Raw genomic sequence first — 2,394 nt, forward strand, 5'->3', positions numbered from 1 at the left:
CCGGAAGCCGAGCTCGTAGAGGGTGTTTTTGTCCCAGTTGGTGGTCAGCAGGCGGACCGGGACGTCGCCTGGGTGGGCCTGGAGGGCGAGCTTGAGTTCGGCGACCACCTGGGGCGTGAGCCGGGAGACCGGCACGGTGATCTGGACGGGCGGCTTCGTGCCGAGCTCGGCGGAGGAGACGTCGAGCGTGCTGATCTCCTGGCCGAAGATGCTCAGCGACCCGTCGCGCTCGTTGAGGCGGCCGCGGACCGAGATCACGTTGTCCTCGATCATCTGGTCGGCCATCAGGTTGTAGGTCGCGGGGAAGAACAGCACCTCGACCGAGCCGTCGCGGTCGGCGAGGGTGATGATCGCCCAGGCGTTGCCCGCCTTGTTGATGCGCCGGTCCACGCCGGTGATCAGTCCGGAGAGGCGCACCTCGCCCTCGGAGCGGCCGGAGCCGAGGAGTTCGGCGATCGAGGTGTCGCGGTTCTGGGAGAGGATGTGCTCGGCGCCGTCGAGCGGGTGGCTGGAGACGTACAGGCCGAGCATCTCTCGCTCCAGGGCCAGGAGTTGACGGCGGGGCCACTCCTGGTCGGTGAGCTGGAAGTCCAGTCCGATGCCCGGGCCGTCCCCGTCGCCGGCGTCCATCGCGCCGAACAGGTCGTCCTGCCCGATGGCCTGTTGCTTCTTCACCCCGGTGACGGCGTCGATCGCGGTCTCGTGGACGGAGCTGAGCGAGAGCCGGGTGTGGCCGAGCGAGTCGAAGGCGCCCGCCTTGACCAGGGAGTCGACGGTGCGCTTGTTGCAGACGACCAGCTCGACCTTGTCCAGGAAGTCGGGGAACGACGTGTACTTGCCGTTCTCCGCGCGGGTGCGCACCAGCGACTCGATCACCGGCACGCCGACGTTGCGCACCGCCTTGAGGCCGAAGCGCACGTCGCTGCCGACGGCGGTGAAGTCGACCACCGACTCGTTGACGTCGGGGGAGAGGATCTTGATGCCCATCTGCCGGCACTCGGCCAGGTAGACGGCCATCTTGTCCTTGTCGTCGGCGACGGACGTGAGCAGCGCGGCCATGTACTCGGCCGGGTAGTTGGCCTTCAGGTAGGCGGTCTGGTACGAGACCAGGCCGTACGCGGCGGAGTGCGACTTGTTGAACGCGTAGCCGGCGAACGGGACCAGGACGTCCCACACCGCCTGGATGGCCTCGTCGGAGTAGCCGCGCTCCTTGCAGCCCGCGTGGAAGGGCACGAACTCCTTCTCCAGCACCTCCTTCTTCTTCTTGCCCATCGCGCGGCGCAGCAGGTCTGCCTGTCCGAGCGAGTAGCCGGCGAGCACCTGGGCAGCACGCTGGACCTGCTCCTGGTAGACGATCAGGCCGTAGGTGGGGCCGAGGACGTCCTTGAGCGGTTCCTCCAGCTCGGGGTGGATCGGGATGATCTCCTGCTGGGCGTTCTTGCGCAGGGCGTAGTTGGTGTGCGAGTTCATGCCCATCGGGCCGGGCCGGTACAGCGCGGAGACGGCGGAGATGTCGGCGAACTCGGTGGGCTTCATCAGCTTGAGCAGGGCGCGCATGGGGCCGCCGTCGAGCTGGAACACGCCCAGGGTGTCACCGCGGGCGAGCAGTTGGTAGGTGGTGGGGTCGTCGATCGGGATCTTCTCGATGTCGACGTCGACGCCCCGGTTGGCCTTCACGATCTTGATGCAGTGGTCGATGATGCCCAGGTTCCGCAGACCCAGGAAGTCCATCTTGATCAGGCCCATGGCTTCGCACGACGGGTAGTCGAAGCCGGTGATGATCACGCCGTCCTTGTCCCGCATGTGCAGCGGGATCAGGTCGAGCAGCGGGGTCGAGGACAGGATGACGGCGGCGGCGTGCACGCCGGAGCCGCGGATCAGGCCCTCGATGCCCCGGCCGGTGTCGATGATCTTCTTGACGTCCGGCTCGTTCTGGTACAGCGCCCGGATCTCGGTGCCCTCGTTGTACCGGGCGTGCTTCTCGTCGAACAGGTCGGCGAGCGGCACGCCCTTGCCCATGACGTCCGGCGGCATCGCCTTGGTGATCCGGTCGCCCATGGAGAAGGGGTAGCCGAGGATGCGGTTGGCGTCCTTCACGGCGGCCTTGGCCTTGATCGTGCCGAAGGTGTTCACCTGGGCCGTGTACGCGGCGCCGTACTTCTCGGTCACGTAGCGGACCATCTGGTCGCGCTGGCGGTCGTCGAAGTCGATGTCGACGTCCGGGGGGTTGATGCGCTCGGGGTTGAGGAAGCGCTCGAAGAGCAGGTCGTGCTCCAGCGGGTCCAGCTGGGTGATCCCGGTGAGGTAGGCGACCATCGAGCCGGCCGCCGAACCACGGCCCGGGCCGACCGGGATGCCGTTGTCCCGGCCGTACTGGCAGATGTCGGCGACCAC

The 2,394-nt window shown here is 67.5% G+C and carries 1 protein-coding gene; it reads right to left on the reverse strand.

The window, feature by feature from the left end; translation table 11 throughout:
- A partial coding sequence (dnaE, locus tag AB0O00_RS35945; RefSeq protein WP_363658907.1) for a DNA polymerase III subunit alpha occupies positions 1-2,394 on the reverse strand: 2,394 nt, incomplete at both ends.

It is taken from the genome of Kitasatospora sp. NPDC093558 (assembly GCF_040683475.1).
Classification (GTDB): domain Bacteria; phylum Actinomycetota; class Actinomycetes; order Streptomycetales; family Streptomycetaceae; genus Kitasatospora.